At 50.0% G+C, this 15386-nt stretch carries 14 protein-coding genes; all 14 read left to right on the forward strand.

The genetic code is table 11. The annotated features are described in order from the left end of the window. A complete protein-coding gene (locus tag ABIE50_RS14295) occupies window positions 1–840 on the forward strand; it encodes an endonuclease/exonuclease/phosphatase family protein (RefSeq protein WP_209860425.1) in 840 nt (279 codons plus the stop codon). 80 nt (window positions 841–920) lie between these two features. Then, a complete protein-coding gene (locus tag ABIE50_RS14300) occupies window positions 921–2735 on the forward strand; it encodes a glycoside hydrolase family 35 protein (protein WP_354028007.1) in 1815 nt (604 codons plus the stop codon). A gap of 306 nt (window positions 2736–3041) precedes the next feature. Then, the gene (locus ABIE50_RS14305; RefSeq protein ID WP_209860414.1) at window positions 3042–3485 is read left to right on the forward strand and encodes a CBS domain-containing protein; all 444 of its coding nucleotides are present in this window, start codon (window positions 3042–3044) and stop codon (window positions 3483–3485) included. A gap of 249 nt (window positions 3486–3734) precedes the next feature. Next, window positions 3735–4217, forward strand: coding sequence for an NADH-quinone oxidoreductase subunit A (locus tag ABIE50_RS14310; RefSeq protein ID WP_209860412.1), 483 nt, complete (start codon window positions 3735–3737; stop codon window positions 4215–4217). 42 nt (window positions 4218–4259) lie between these two features. Then, entirely contained in the window at window positions 4260–4898 is a 639-nt protein-coding gene (locus tag ABIE50_RS14315) for an NADH-quinone oxidoreductase subunit B (protein ID WP_209860410.1), read from the forward strand. Window positions 4899–4987: 89 nt separating this feature from the next. Continuing rightward, complete coding sequence (nuoC, locus tag ABIE50_RS14320; RefSeq protein WP_209860408.1) at window positions 4988–6733, forward strand: NADH-quinone oxidoreductase subunit C/D; 1746 nt, start codon at window positions 4988–4990, stop codon at window positions 6731–6733. Window positions 6734–6744: 11 nt separating this feature from the next. Further along, on the forward strand, window positions 6745–7209 hold the full coding sequence (gene nuoE / locus ABIE50_RS14325; RefSeq protein WP_209860406.1) for an NADH-quinone oxidoreductase subunit NuoE: 465 nt from the start codon (window positions 6745–6747) through the stop codon (window positions 7207–7209). Between the two features lie 2 nt (window positions 7210–7211). Then, window positions 7212–8492 carry an NADH-quinone oxidoreductase subunit NuoF gene (gene nuoF, locus ABIE50_RS14330; protein ID WP_209860404.1) on the forward strand — a complete coding sequence of 427 codons (1281 nt, stop codon included), beginning with the start codon at window positions 7212–7214 and terminating at the stop codon, window positions 8490–8492. Continuing rightward, window positions 8473–11166, forward strand: coding sequence for an NADH-quinone oxidoreductase subunit NuoG (nuoG, locus tag ABIE50_RS14335; RefSeq protein ID WP_209860402.1), 2694 nt, complete (start codon window positions 8473–8475; stop codon window positions 11164–11166). Before nuoF ends, nuoG begins: the two co-directional genes overlap by 20 nt. Before the next feature lie 4 nt (window positions 11167–11170). Beyond that, window positions 11171–12121: an NADH-quinone oxidoreductase subunit NuoH gene (nuoH, locus tag ABIE50_RS14340; RefSeq protein WP_209860400.1), complete on the forward strand. Its 951-nt coding sequence runs from the start codon at window positions 11171–11173 to the stop codon at window positions 12119–12121. A 10-nt stretch (window positions 12122–12131) separates the two neighbouring features. Beyond that, on the forward strand, window positions 12132–12647 hold the full coding sequence (gene nuoI / locus ABIE50_RS14345) for an NADH-quinone oxidoreductase subunit NuoI (protein WP_142685095.1): 516 nt from the start codon (window positions 12132–12134) through the stop codon (window positions 12645–12647). After that, window positions 12644–13174: an NADH-quinone oxidoreductase subunit J gene (nuoJ, locus tag ABIE50_RS14350; RefSeq protein WP_502913908.1), complete on the forward strand. Its 531-nt coding sequence runs from the start codon at window positions 12644–12646 to the stop codon at window positions 13172–13174. Before nuoI ends, nuoJ begins: the two co-directional genes overlap by 4 nt. Continuing rightward, entirely contained in the window at window positions 13171–13479 is a 309-nt protein-coding gene (gene nuoK, locus ABIE50_RS14355) for an NADH-quinone oxidoreductase subunit NuoK (RefSeq protein ID WP_354028008.1), read from the forward strand. The genes nuoJ and nuoK overlap by 4 nt, the downstream gene beginning before the upstream one ends. A gap of 13 nt (window positions 13480–13492) precedes the next feature. After that, complete coding sequence (gene nuoL / locus ABIE50_RS14360) at window positions 13493–15382, forward strand: NADH-quinone oxidoreductase subunit L (RefSeq protein ID WP_209860398.1); 1890 nt, start codon at window positions 13493–13495, stop codon at window positions 15380–15382. The last annotated feature ends 4 nt before the right edge of the window (window positions 15383–15386 follow it).

A 15386-nucleotide genomic window follows, 5' to 3' on the forward strand; every position in this document is an offset into this window, starting at 1 on the left:
ATGATAAAGAAACTTCTATGGTCCCTATGCCTGGCAGGCGTTATGTTTTCGTGTAGCAGGTCTGATAAAGACAGTGCCACACCGGGGGAGCCGGTGCGTCCTAAAACAATGGTAAGAGTGATGACTTACAACATTTACGGCGCCCGCGCTTCCACCGGGGCGCCTGCCAACCTGGAAGCCCTGGCCAGGATCATTAACCGGGAAAAACCGGACCTGGTAGCCCTGCAGGAGGTTGATGTATATACACGCCGCACCGGTGTTAACGTGCACCAGGCGCAGGAGCTGGCCCGGCTTACCGGTATGGAATGGTTCTTTACAAAAGCCATTGACGTGGCAGGAGGGGAGTATGGAGATGCGGTGCTGTCGCGCTTACCGGTCCTCGACAGTAAGCGTTATGCTTTGCCCGTATCGGCAGACATAGGCGGGGAATTCAGGACCGTTGCAATGATCCGTGTAAAGAAAGATGATCATGAGTTTTATTTTGCAGCCACCCATCTTGACCACCTGGCGCAGGAAGACAGCCGTTTACTACAGGCAGCGGAGATTAAAAAGATAGTGGCTGGCCTTTCGTTGCCGCTAATACTGGGCGGCGACTTCAACGCCGTTCCCGGCTCGCGTACCATAGATATTATGCGCAGTTTTATGAGCCCCGGTTGCCTGCAGCAATGTGCTTTTACTTTTCCTTCCGATAATCCGGTCCGCACGATCGATTACATTATGACCACGCCGGTAAACCGTTTTTCAGTAACCCGTTACAGTAGTGTTACAGGGTATGACGAAGTGCTGAAAGCCTATGCTTCAGACCACCGGGCAGTTGTGGCCGACATCAGTGTTCAATAAGAAAGCAGCAGGCATGTAAAAAGTACCCGGAATCAAATTTTTGGCGTACTTTGGACGCTTATCTGCAATTTATCTGAACAATGAAGAAAGTAATCCTAAGCGGCATGCTGGCGTTATCCTGTTGGATGGGGCAGGCAGTGCAGGCACAAAGCAAACATTCTTTTGCATTGAGTAAAACTGATTTTATGCTGGATGGAAAGCCATTCCAGATAATCAGCGGGGAAATGCACCCGGCCCGTATTCCGCATGAATATTGGCGTCATCGTATCCAGATGGCAAAGGCAATGGGTTGTAATACCATTGCTGCATATGTTTTCTGGAATTATCATGAGCCTGTGAAAGGGCAGTTTGATTTCAGTACCGGCAATCACAACATCGCAGAATTTATTAAGATAGCCCAGGAAGAAGGCATGTGGGTGCTGCTGCGGCCAGGCCCTTATGTGTGCGCTGAATGGGAATTTGGAGGCTTGCCACCGTATCTTCTGCAAACACCGGATATAAAAGTGCGTTGCATGGACCCGCGTTATATAGCTGCGGTAACTACTTATGTAAACCATTTGGCTGCAGAAATAAAACCACTGCTGGTAACCAATGGCGGACCAATTGTAATGGTGCAGATTGAAAATGAATATGGCAGCTACGGCAACGACAAAGAATATTTAAATACGCTGAAAGAGATGTGGGTGAAGAATGGCATCAATGTACCATTCTATACTGCAGATGGCGCCACCGCCTATATGCTGGAAGCGGGTGGTGTGGAAGGCGCAGCCATAGGGCTGGACTCCGGCGGATCTGAAGCCGATTTTGCCGCTGCTAAAAAACAGAACCCCGATGTACCAGCCTTCAGCAGCGAATCTTACCCGGGTTGGTTAACCCACTGGGGTGAACAATGGCAACGGCCTGGCATAGATGGTATTGCTAAGGAAGTGAAGTTCCTTATGGATACCAGGCGTTCCTTTAACCTGTATGTAATTCACGGGGGTACCAATTTCGGTTATACTGCCGGCGCCAATTCCGGCGGAAAGGGTTATGAGCCGGACGTAACCAGTTACGACTATGATGCGCCTATCAATGAACAGGGAAATGCTACGCCTAAGTATGAAGCGCTGCGTAAACTGATCGGTTCATATCTCCCGAAGGGCAAAAAATTACCAGCTATTCCAAAACCAGTTCCTGCAATTACTATCCCTGAATTTAATCTCAGCCCTTTTACTTCCGTTTGGGACCATTTGCCCCAGCCGGTTAAATCGCCGCAGCCAAAGCCATTTGAGGCTTACGGGCAGGACTATGGTTTTATGGTGTATAAAACCACGCTGATAGGGCATAAGAGCGGCAGGCTGACTATAAAGGACCTGCATGATTATGCTACTGTATTCCTCAATGGCAAATATATCGGGAAAATAGACCGCCGTCTTGGAGAAAGAACAATTGACCTGCCGGTAAGCGATGTGAAAAATCCTGTACTGGAGATCCTGGTAGAAGGAATGGGCCGCATTAACTTTGCAGATGCGCTGATAGACCGCAAAGGCATCACGGATCGTGTAGTCCTTAATGGTATGACGCTGATGAACTGGGAGGTGTATGGTTTGCCTATGACAGAAAAGTTTGTGCAGGAACTGAGTGCATCTTCCAATAACGCCACCAAGCCCGGGCAGTTTTTTAAAGCCACTTTTAACCTCGATAAAACCGGCGACACCTACATTGATATGTCTGGTTATAAGAAAGGGATTGTTTGGGTAAATGGCCACAACCTGGGCCGGTACTGGGAAATAGGGCCACAGAAGAACCTATATTGTCCTGCGCCATGGCTGAAAAAAGGCGCCAATGAAATTGTAGTGTTCGATCTGCTCCAGGAAGCGCCTGCTCCGGTGAAGGGTGTATTGAGTTTGTTATAAGCGAATAATGTCTGACTCAGGATTATGATGATTACCGGAGCTTTGTTCTGCGTTTATTGATATAAGCGAATTATGTCTTTTCCGGGACAGGAATTTTTTCCCGCCCATTATATTATATCATATTGAATTACATTAATTAACGTGGAGGTCGGAAAAATATATCACAGTAATAATCCTGAGTCTGACATAATCCTTTGCGTACTATTTACACAAACGATTTATTTTCACTGCCTTGCTTTTAACATTCAAAATTGGTAACTTAGGAATGGTGGTTTTTCATTTATTTACTATTCTAAAAGTCTTGCCATGGGAAAGGTACGTAACATCCTGCAGGTTAAGGGTAATGCAGTATTTTCCATAAACCCCGACAATACCGTTTTTGAGGCCCTTCAGCTCCTTGTTGACCATAATATCGGCGCATTGACAGTAGTTGATGAAGATGAACATTTTATGGGAATTTTTTCTGAACGTGACTATGCCCGCCGCGTGATCCTGAAGGGACGTGCTTCCAAGGAAACGCTGATCCGTGAAATCATGACAGAGCGGCCTATCACGGTTACTGAAGATGATTCTATCGAGGACTGTATGGGATTGATGACAGATAAAAGGATCCGTCACCTGCCGGTGGTGGATCAGCAGAACAGGCTGGTGGGTTTGATTTCTATCGGGGACGTGGTGAAGTTTATTATTGACGACCAGCAGCACATCATTACCAGTCTCGAATGTTATATTACAGGCACTCATACCTGAGTATCGCATTTTAATCTTTGTTTAATCGTTGTATTTTTTGTAACTTCAGTTTCATATAGTCTTTACCGTATTGCGGCAATTGAAACGTTATGAAACCGGGCTCATACCCGGTGTTCCCTCTTGATTCGCGGTTTACAGACTAGCATTACCTAACAGACATGTTCAGTAGATTGGAAAGCAGACTACTGGTTTTTATCAGACAGACTGGCAAAACGGACTTTTAAGTAAATCGCTCGGAGGGCGAACACTTTGAAAAGCGCTGTTTCTGACATCACTCCCATCTGGCCATTTTTAGCATATGGCGCTATCGTTGTGGTACTCATCGGTATCATACTGGGGCTTTCATATGTACTGGGGCAACGGCATAAAGACCGTGCCACCGGCGAGGCCTATGAGTCCGGTATCATCTCCACCGGCTCTGCACGATTGAGGTTTCCTTCCCAGTTTTACCTGGTTGCGATGCTCTTCGTTATCTTCGACATTGAAACGGTTTTAATTATCTCCTGGGCAATTGCCTATGAAGAAGTTGGCTGGGCCGGCTTCCTGGGCGTTGCTGTTTTCATTTTTATATTACTGGCTGTACTTATTTACGAATGGCGTAACGGCGCATTGGACTTCGGGCCCGATGGTAAAAGAATTTTACGCGCATATAAGAAAATGCGGAAGAAAAACTCCACTAACGTTAACGGTTACACGGACATTAAGACTCCAGCACCACAGGCACTGATGTAGCAATAGCATGTTGATTTTATGATGCAGTAAATCAACTCTTATATGAAATGGTGGCTAACCAACGCAAATGATGTAACGGGTAAAATATCCGGCAATACTTCTATGGAAGAAGTGATACAGCAGAGTGTGATGCTCACTTCTGTAGAAAGCCTGCTGGCATGGGGACGGAAAAATTCACTCTGGCCCTTTCACTTTGGCCTTTCCTGTTGTTTTGTAGAAATGGCTACCGCTATGACCCCTAAGTATGATATGGCGCGCTTTGGCGCGGAAGTAATCAGAGGTACTCCCCGCGAAGCAGACGTTATGATCATAGCAGGCACCGTATTCATAAAAATGGCGCCCGTCATTCAACGTTTGTATGAGCAGATGATGGAGCCCCGCTGGGTAATATCCATGGGCTCCTGTGCTAACTCCGGTGGTATGTACGACATCTACAGCGTGGTACAGGGAGTAGATAAATTTTTGCCGGTAGATGTGTATGTGCCTGGTTGCCCGCCACGCCCCGATGCATTTATGTCCGGCCTCGTGATGCTGCGCGACAGCGTAGGCAGAGAGAAACGGCCGCTCAGCTGGGTGATCGGCGAACAGGGCGTGGTACGACCGGAAAAGATGTCCATGAAAGATGCCCTGTATGAAAAACGGCAGCAAATGACCCAGTTTAAAACACCCGACCAGATATGATGAACCTTACTAACATTAATGGATATATGAAAGATTAAACCGGAAAAGACCACAGTATTTATCTTATCCCCATCTAAACTTAATACGCCATGCCAGAGTGCATTGCAGCGGAATTAAGCTCCCGTTTTGGTGATATCACCTTCGAACCTCAGGTTACACGGGATGGGACGCCCACCTTCTGGACGCCACAGGAGCATATTGTGGCCGTACTACAGTTCCTTAAATCTGAAATACAAATGCCCTACCGCATGCTCTATGACCTCACGGCCATTGATGAGCGTGCGTATAAACGGCAGCAGAACGGGCATAAACCCTATGACTTTACCGTTGTTTACACACTTTTTTCCTTCGACAGAAACGAATTCCTGCGCATCAAGGCCGGTCTCCACGGCGAATACCCGGCGCTGGATAGTATCACTCCCATCTGGACGGCCGCCAACTGGTATGAACGCGAGGTGTACGATATGTTCGGCATCCGGTTCAATGGCCATCCCCTTTTGAAACGCATTCTTATGCCCTCCACCTGGGAGGGGCATCCGCTCCGTAAGGAGCACCCCGCACGCGCTACTGAAATGGGGCCGTTTAAGCTCTATGATGAGAAGCAGGACAGGGAGCAGGAGGCCCTGCGCTTTAAACCTGAAGAATGGGGCTTAAAACGCCATAGCGAGGACGCCGACTTTATGTTCCTCAACATCGGTCCGCAACACCCGGGTACCCACGGCGTATTGCGCATTATTCTCCAGCTGAATGGCGAAGATATTGTAGACGCCGTACCCGACATCGGCTTCCATCACCGCGGCGCTGAAAAGATGGGAGAGCGCCAGTCGTGGCATACCTATATTCCGTACACCGACCGCGTAGATTATCTCGGCGGTGTGAATAATAACCTGGCCTACCTGTTATCTGTTGAGCAGCTGGGAGGCATAGACGTGCCGCTGCGTGCCCAGGTGATCCGCATTATGCTCTGTGAACTGTTCCGTATTGCCAGCCACCTGGTGTGGTATGGCACCTTTGCCCAGGACCTGGGGCAGCTGTCGCCGGTATTCTATATGTTCACCGACCGTGAGCGTGTTTTTGAGATCATAGAAGCCATTTGCGGCGGCCGCATGCATCCCAACTGGTTCCGCATCGGCGGCGTTGCGCAGGACCTTCCCAATGGCTGGGACCAGCTGGTGAAAAACTTTATCAGTTATTTCCCCAGGCAGCTGAAGGAATATGACAGCATGGTCATGAAGAATTATCTTTTTAAAGCCCGTACAAAAGGCATTGGCATTTATACGCAGGAAGAAGCTATTGAATGGGGCGTAACCGGCCCCGGGCTGCGGGCCTGCGGCCTTGAATGGGATATGCGCAAGAAGCGCCCATACAGCGGGTATGAGAATTTTGCTTTTGAGATACCGGTGGCGCACAACGGGGATTGTTACGACCGTGCAGTAGTACGGGTAGAAGAAATGCGGCAAAGCCTGCGCATCATTGAGCAATGCGTGGCCTACATGCCGGAAGGCGATTATAAATCACATCACCCGCTGGCTACCCCGCCGGTAAAAGCACGCACCATGCAGGATATCGAAACACTTATCCATCACTTCCTCAACGTAAGCTGGGGACCGGTAATACCCGCCGGGGAAGCTGCTGTATGCACAGAAGCCACCAAAGGATGGAACAGCTACTACCTTATCAGCGATGGTAATACGGCTTCCTACCGCACCAGGGTACGGACGCCGTCTTTCCCGCATATGCAGATGATTCCGCTGATCAGCCGCGGGTACACCGTGGCGGACCTGTTATCGATACTCGGAGGAATGGATTATGTACTTGCAGACATTGACAGATAATACAACAATATATGCTTTCTGCTATTGAAATAGAACAGATCACACATGAAATACAGCAGGTGCCTGTGAAAAAAGCAGTCTGTATTGAAGCCCTGAAAATTATACAGGGCCAACGCCGCTGGGTATCTGATGAAAGCGTGGCAGATATTGCCGCTATACTGGAAATGAGCACAGCAGAAGTAGACAGCGTAGCTACTTTTTATAACCTCATCTTCCGGCGCCCGGTAGGACGGCACGTGATCCTGCTGTGCGATAGTATCAGCTGCTACGTGATGGGCTATACGGAAATTAAACAGCAACTGATGGAACTGCTGCAGATCAGCTACGGACAAACAACGCCGGATGAGCGCTTCACCTTGTTGCCCAACGCCTGTTTAGGTACCTGTGACCACGCACCGGCCATGATCATCGACAACGACCTGTACAGGGATCTGACAACAGCTTCCCTTCCACAAATACTGGATCAATATTTATAAAGATGGAAAAACCGCTCACACAACATATCCCCGCATCCGGAGCGCCCCTTCACCTGAAGGAGTATGAAGCAGTGGGCGGCTATGCCGCATTACGCCAGGTATTGCGGGAGCTGACGCCTGCTGAAGTAACAGGCAGGGTGAAGGATGCTAACCTCAAAGGCCGTGGGGGAGCGGGTTTCAGCACCGGTATGAAATGGAGCTTTGTTCCTGCAGAAGTGACCGGGCCCCGCTACCTGATCTGCAACGCTGATGAAATGGAGCCCGGCACCTTTAAAGACCGGTGGCTGCTGGAAGGCAACCCGCATCAGCTGCTGGAAGGAATGATCATTTCAGCATACGCCATACAGGCTACACAGGGCTTCGTGTTTATGCGCTGGGCCTATAAGGATGCCGCGCGCATCATGAGCCAGGCTATTGCAGATGCTTATGCCGCTGGTTATCTCGGTAAAAATATACTCGGTAAAAATTACAGCCTGGAAATGCAATTGCATACAGGCGTGGGAAGGTATATGTGCGGAGAAGAAACCGCCCTGCTCAATTCGCTGGAAGGTAAACGCGCCGTACCTCGCGCCAAGCCTCCGTTCCCGCAGGTAAGCGGACTGTTTGGAAAACCTACTATTGTCAACAACGTGGAAACATTGTCTTACATACCGCATATTCTCAGCAAGGGCAGCGATTGGTTCAAATCACTGAGCTATACCGCCGACGGGGGTACGAAAATATACGGTGTAAGCGGAAGAGTAAACAAGCCCGGTGCCTGGGAACTACCTATGGGCGTTACTATGCGGGAATTACTGGAGGAACATGCGGGCGGCATGAAAGCGGGATACCGGTTCCGCGGTGCGCTGCCCGGAGGTGCTTCAACTGATTTCTTAACCGATGCCCACCTCGATGTAAAAATGGACTTCGCAGGAGTAGCTGCCGCGGGAAGCCGCCTGGGTACCGGCACTATGGTGATACTGGATGACCGCACCTGCCCGGTGGGGTTTGTACATAACCTGGAGCATTTCTTTGCACAGGAATCGTGCGGCTTTTGCACGCCCTGCCGCGAAGGACTGCCCTGGACAGAAAAGATATTATACGCAATGGAACAGGGACAAGGGACTTATGCAGACCTGGAGCAACTGGAAATGCATACCAGGCTGTTAGGTCCCGGAAATACTTTCTGCGCACTGGCGCCCGGCGCTATGGAGCCCCTGCAAAGCGCGCTGAAATATTTCCGGGAGGATTTTGAACAACACATCAAAGAAAAAAAATGTCCATATGCCAATCATACACATTGATAATAAAACCTACGAAGTAAAGGAAGGCAAAAACCTGCTGGAGGCTTGCCTGTCGCTGGGGCTAAACCTTCCTTACTTTTGCTGGCACCCCGCCCTGGGTGCAGTAGGGGCCTGCCGTCAGTGCGCCGTTAAGGTGTTCAAAGACGAGGAAGATAAAAAAGGGAAAATCATCATGTCGTGTATGGAGCCGGTAAAAGACCAACTTCGTTTATCCATCGACGATAGGGATGCCCGCAATTTCAGGGAGCATGTGATCGGCTGGCTGATGACCAATCATCCGCATGATTGCGCCGTATGTGATGAGGGCGGCTCCTGCCACCTGCAGGATATGACAGTGATGACCGGCCACTCTTACCGTGACTATCACTTCACCAAAAGAACTTATAACAACCAATATCTCGGACCATTCCTTAATCATGAAATGAACCGTTGCATCCAGTGCTACCGCTGTGTAAGATTTTATAAAGATTTTGCAGGGGGAAAAGACCTGGATGTGTTTGCCGCTCACAACCATGTGTATTTTGGCAGGCAGCAGGAGGGCACGCTGGAAAGTGAGTTCAGCGGCAACCTGGCGGAAATTTGTCCTACCGGTGTATTTACAGACAAAACCCTGAAGCAGCACTACACCCGTAAATGGGACCTTACCTCCGCTGCCTCTGTGTGCCAGGGCTGCGGCCTGGGATGCAATATCATTGCCGGTGAGCGCTATGGTGCAGTGCGGCAGATCACCAACCGGTTTAATGGCGCGGTAAACGGTTATTTCCTTTGCGATCGTGGCCGTTATGGCTACGAATTTGTAAACAGCAAACAACGGATCAAAACGCCCATGGTGTATCATGGGCCCTCGGATAAAGCAAACGGTATCCCGGTGTTGCAGCATGTACAGCAACGGATGAAGCCGGGAAGAACGATCGGTATAGGCTCACCACGGGCCTCACTGGAATCAAACGCTGTGCTGAAGGAACTGGTAGGAGCAGAAAACTTTTACCTCGGTGTATCCGCAGCAGATCATGACCTGGTGTCCCTCTCCTTAAAGATACTGCAACAGGGGCCGGTACGCAGCGCTTCCCTGCAGGATGCGGCTGCGGCTGATGTGGTGCTTATTCTCGGTGAAGACGTTACCAACACGGCGCCGATGCTGGCTTTGTCGGTACGGCAGGCTATCCGCCGCATCCCGGTAGCGGAAGTGATCAATCAGATCCATATGCCTGCCTGGCAGGATGCCGCAGTGCGGGAAGCCGTGCAGGACAACAAAGGCCCCCTGTATATTTTAAACGTGCAGGAAACAAAACTGGATGAACTGGCAAAAGGAGCCTATCATACCGCACCGGACAACATTGCCCGTATAGGCTTTGGCGTTAGTCACCTGCTGAGCAGTAAAATGCCGGAAGTAAAAGGGATGTCCGAGCAGGGAAAAGCTATTGCCGGAGAAATAGCAGCGGTGCTGAAAACGGCGAAAAAACCGCTTATTATTGCCGGCTATGGCGGCGGCAGTGAAGCCATCATCAAAGCCGCAGCCAACGTGGCATGGTCGCTGCACGACATGGGCATTGATGCCATGCTTACCTATACGGTGCCGGAATGCAACAGTGCAGGACTTGAAATGCTGGGTGGCCATCGCCTGGAATCGGCGGTAGACCGCGCACTCAACGATGAAGCTGACACGGTGATCGTGCTCGAAAATGACCTGTACCGCAGGTTAAACCAGCACCGCGCGGAGCAGTTTTTCGGCAAAGTAAAAGATGTGATCCTGCTCGATCATCTCTATAATCCCACTGCTGAAAAGGCTACTATTATTCTGCCGGCAGGAACCTTTGCAGAGTCAGATGGTACGCTGGTAAATAATGAAGGCCGTGCCCAGCGCTTCTTCCAGGTGTTTTCTCCCGATTCCGCGGTACAGGAAAGCTGGCGCTGGTTATTACAGATAGCAAAAACAACCGGGCATGCGACTTTATCTGCACTGGAACATCTTGATGATGTGGTAGATCATATTGCCCGCAGCTACAAAGTATTTGAAGGTATTGACACACTTGCTCCGCACGCTGGTTTCCGTATTGCCGGTCAGAAGGTACCACGGGAGCCGCACCGCTTCAGCGGCCGTACAGCCATGCAGGCAAATGTTAATGTAAGCGAGCCACGGCCGCCACAGGATATGGATACCGCATTGTCGTTCACCATGGAAGGATACCGGGGAGAACCACCTTCCTCCATGATCCCCTTCTTCTGGGCGCCGGGTTGGAATTCTGTACAATCTGTAAACAAATTCCAGGTAGAAACAGGAGGACCGCTGCACGACGGCAACCCGGGCCGGCGGCTTATTGAGCCTCACGTTAACGGGCATACGCCGTTTTATACCGAGGTGCCGGAACCTTACCTGCCGCTCAGGGAACATTTATTATTGGTGCCACTCTATCATATTTTCGGATCGGAGGAGCTGAGCATACATACGCCCGGTATTGCCGAGCGCATTCCTGCACCTTACATCATGCTGCACAGCGAAGATGCCAAACGGCTGCAGGTTACTGAAGGGCACCTGTTACATTTTACGGATAACGGGCATCACTACACGTTGCCGGTGATCGTTAACAATACATTACAGGAAGGTGTTGCCGGGATCCCTGTAGGCCTTCCGGGCATGCAGATTTCAGAGGCGCCGCAACTGATAAAAGTATAATGCTATGATAAACTTCTGGTGGATAATAGGCGGGGTGCTCTTTGCACTGTTGAATACGGCGGCCGGGCTTATCTGGGTGGAACGCCGGATGCTGGCGCTGTGGCAGGACCGCTATGGTCCTAACAGGGCCGGGCCTTTCGGCTTGCTGGTGGTGCTGGCAGATACAATAAAATTGTTTTTTAAGGAAGACTGGATCCCACCTTTCGCTGATAAAGTAGTGTTTGTATTTGCGCCCGGCGTGGTGATGCTGAGTGTGCTCATGAGCTTTGTGGTGATACCATTTGCGCCCGGTATCATAGTGGCCGATCTGAATATAGGACTGTTGTTTTTCCTGGCCATGTCGTCACTGGGCGTATATAGCGTGGTATTGGGCGGCTGGGCTTCCAATAATAAGTATGCCTTACTGGGCGCCATGCGCGGGGCTTCGCAAATGATCAGCTATGAAGTATTTATGGGACTGGCGCTGATGGGAGTGGTGGTATTGAGCGGTTCTTTCAATCTCGGTGAAATAGTGGAGGCGCAGCGGAAAGTATGGTTTATTATTCCGCAGTTTATCGGCTTCCTTATTTTCCTGGTAGCAGGCGTAGCGGAAACGCACCGTTTGCCATTTGATATCCCTGAAGCAGAAAGCGAACTGGTGGCAGGGTTTCACTCTGAATATTCAGGAATGAAGTTCGGTATGTTTTTCATTGGGGAATACCTGGGCGTAACGCTGATTTCCGGTATGCTGGTAACGCTTTATTTCGGCGGATGGCTTGGCCCTGCATTTTTACCGCCGGTGTTGTGGTTTGTGATAAAAACATTTGCATTTATAATGCTGTTCATCCTGTTCCGTGCTTCCATGCCACGGCCACGGTATGATCAGCTGATGGAATATGGCTGGAAAGTATTGTTTCCTTTATCGATCCTGAATCTGATGGTAACAGCTGCCATTAAGCTGTGGTTAAATTCTTAAAACAACGAACATGTTTAGTCTGGTAAGAAGTATGTGGTTGATATTCCTGCATATGTTTCATAAGCGGGAAACATTTCAGTATCCTGAGCAGAAGGCGCCGTTGCCGGCCCGCTGGCGGGGCCGCATTGCGTTAACCCGCGATCCGGATGGAGGCGAGCGCTGTGTGGGCTGTTACCTGTGTGCAGCGGCCTGCCCGGTCGACTGCATCTCCCTGCAGGCAACAGAAGATGAGGCAGGCAGAAGGTACCCGGAATTTTTCCGGATCAACTTTTCCCGCTGTATTTTCTGCGGTTTCTGTGAAGAAGCCTGTCCTACCTACGCGATACAGTTGTTACCCGATTTTGAAATGGCAGAATATAACCGCCAGAACCTGGTATATGAAAAGAAAGACCTGCTCATCAACAGCGAAGGCAAGTACCCAGGATACAACTATTACAATGTGGCCGGTATAGCCATTCGTGGAAAGGATAAAGGAGATGCGCAACAGGAAGAGCCACCGGTAGATATTAAAAGCCTGATACCATGATGGGGATTGCATTTTATATCGCTGCGTTCATCGCGGTACTGGCTACAGTGATGGTGATCACCCGGTATAATATTATGCACGCCTTGCTGTACCTGGTAGTGTCTTTACTGGCCGTAGCAGTGGTGTTGTATCTCTATGGAGCGCCTTTCATGGCTGCATTGGAGGTGATTGTATACGCTGGCGCCATTATGGTGTTGCTCATCTTTTTTGTGATGATGCTGAACCTGGGGAAGGAATCCGCTGCACAGGAAAAGCTGTGGCTGAAGCCGCGTATCTGGATCTTCCCTTCCCTGCTTTGTATCATATTGCTTGGAGAGCTTGTTTTCCTGGTATTGCAGAACCATCAGCCGGTATCAGAAGTGAAGATGGTGAATCCCAAAGAAGTTGGTATTGCTTTATTCGGGCCTTATATCATGGCAGTGGAGCTTACCGGGATGCTGCTGATGGCGGGCATTGTAGGCGCTTATCATTTAGGACGGCAGAAAGAAAAAACGTTACACCGGTTCCTTGAAAATAATCAATCATGATAATGCATCCTACCACAGCGGGCATGCTGCTCGCCGGCGTTTTATTTGTGCTGGGACTCATAAGTATCCTGGTTCGCCGCGACATTATTTTTATGTTGCTCTCGGTGGAGATCATGCTGAACGCGGCAGGACTGGCCTTTGTAGTGGCATCGTCACACTGGGGCACAGCAGATGGACAGGTGATGTTCATCTTCATACTGGCGATGGCGGCAGCTGAAGTTTCGGTAGGACTGGCACTGATCTTACAATTATACCATCAGCTCAAAACACTGGACAGCGACGAAGCAGCAAAAATGAACGGATAAAATATTCAATTCTATGTTTCCTGCACTCATACCACTCATACCTTTTATAAGTGCGCTTCTGCTTATGGCTGGCTGGAAGCGGTTTAGCCGTATAGGCGTTACCGTAATAGGGTGCGGCAGTATCGGGTTAGCTGCAGTGGCAGCCATAATTATTGCTATGCAGTTTAGCGCAAACGGAGAACAGGCTATTGTGCAGCATGCCGGCAACTGGCTGGAAGCCGGCGGTTTTAAAACGGGCTTCGATTTCAGGATGGATGCCTTATCGGTGGTATTTGTGCTGGTGATCACTATAGTGGGGTTCCTGATCCATGTATATGCTTCCGGTTATATGCATGAGGAACCGGATTATGCCCGCTTCTTTGCCTGTATGAATTTATTTGTAGGCGCAATGCTGACACTGGTGATGGCTGATAATTTATTGCTCCTGTATTTAGGCTGGGAAGGCGTAGGGCTTTGCAGCTACCTGCTTATCGGTTTCTGGTATAAAGACCCGGCCAACGGGTATGCCGCGCGGAAGGCTTTCATCGTAACGAGGGTAGGCGATACTGCTATGGCCATCGCCTTGTTCATGTTGTTTCAGTATACCGGTACTTTAAGCATTCCCGGCATACTGGAAAACAGTACACATGTATGGTCAGTGAACGACGGCATGATCACCATAATAGCCCTGTTGTTGCTGGGAGGCGCCGTTGGCAAATCCGCGCAGCTGCCCCTGCAAACCTGGTTGCCTGATGCCATGGCAGGGCCAACACCGGTGAGCGCTTTGATCCATGCGGCAACCATGGTTACTGCCGGCGTTTATCTTATTGCCCGTATGCATACTTTATTTGAACTGGCGCCGGCAGCACAAACCATCACTGCTGTAATAGGCGCTGTTACATTGATACTGGCTGGTTTCAGCGCATTGGTACAAACGGATATCAAAAGAGTGCTGGCCTATTCCACAGTGAGCCAGATCGGGTATATGTTCCTGGCGCTGGGTTGTGGCGCCTGGTCGGCCGCCGTATTTCATTTTGTTACACATGCCTTTTTTAAGGCGTTATTGTTCATGGCGGCAGGAGCCATCATTGTGGCGTTGCATCATGAGCAGGATATGTTTAGGATGGGAGGGCTGAAGAACCGGCTGAGAGGCGTTTACTGGGTATTTTTGATCGGTTGCGCTTCCCTGGCAGCTATCCCCTTTGTAACGGCGGGGTTCTATAGCAAAGACCAGATCATCTGGTTATCCTGGTCCGCGGCGGGAGGCCATGTTGGCCTCTGGCTGGCAGCCCTGCTGGGCGCGCTGCTCACCGGCATGTATACCTTCCGTATGTTCTTCCTGGTATTTTACGGGGAAGAGAAAACAAAGGTGCATCATCAGCCGGGGAATAGTATGATGATCCCCCTGTATATACTGGCTGTATTATCCACAGTGGCGGGTTTTATAGAGCTGCCTCATACCATGGGACATGTAACCCTGTTCAGTAACTGGTTGCAGCCGGTATTGCCTGCGGTGTCGGTATTGCATGAAAGCATTGCTATGGAATGGACCTCGCAGGCGTTGTCTGCTTTGCTGGCGCTGAGTGGTATCGGGCTGGCCTATGCCTGGGTGGTGAAGCATCCGAAAGGAATGTCCGATTTCCTGGAAATGCCTGCCATCATGTGGTTGCGGGGTTACTGGAGCAGGGGATGGGATTTTGATGAATTGTACAATGTATTGCTGGTACGCCCTTTTGGGTACCTGTCGCGCATCAACAGGAGGGATCTTATAGATACGCTCTATACCGGGCTGGGAGCATTTATGGAATGGTGCCATAACGTGCTTGCACGTACGCAGAGCGGTTTGCTGCGATGGTATATACTAAGCGTGGTACTTGGAGCAGTAGCTATATTATCTGTACTGATCTGGCGGATCTACTTATAACTGG

The organism is Chitinophaga sp. OAE865 (assembly GCF_040546735.1).
Taxonomy (GTDB): domain Bacteria; phylum Bacteroidota; class Bacteroidia; order Chitinophagales; family Chitinophagaceae; genus Chitinophaga; species Chitinophaga polysaccharea_A.